This is a genomic window from Bradyrhizobium sp. WSM4874 (assembly GCF_055811835.1).
The window spans coordinates 1-207 of the sequence record NZ_JBVVPR010000310.1 but is presented as its reverse complement, the minus strand read 5'-3'; the positions used below and the strand labels follow the sequence as shown (position 1 = coordinate 207).

The following is a 207-nucleotide window of genomic DNA, read 5'->3' as shown; positions in this document are numbered from 1 at the left end:
GCCGGGCCATTGCTGGTCGAGGCGACGCGCGAGATTGCGGATCAATTTTCAGCCTTGTCGGCGTCATCGAGCTCCCAGGCCTGGCGCAGCACCCGACGGGTGGGCGCATGATGTTCTTTCGGCAGGCGTTCCATGATGTTGCGCGCCTTGTGGATCTGGCAGCGCTGGATTGCAGCGGCCGAACCGAAGGTGCGGCGGATCGCCTTC

1 pseudogene is annotated in these 207 nt (G+C 64.7%); it reads right to left on the bottom strand.

Annotated elements, in window-relative coordinates:
• Positions 1–207, bottom strand: a pseudogene (locus tag AC0L3P_RS40440) (transposase); the annotation flags it as partial.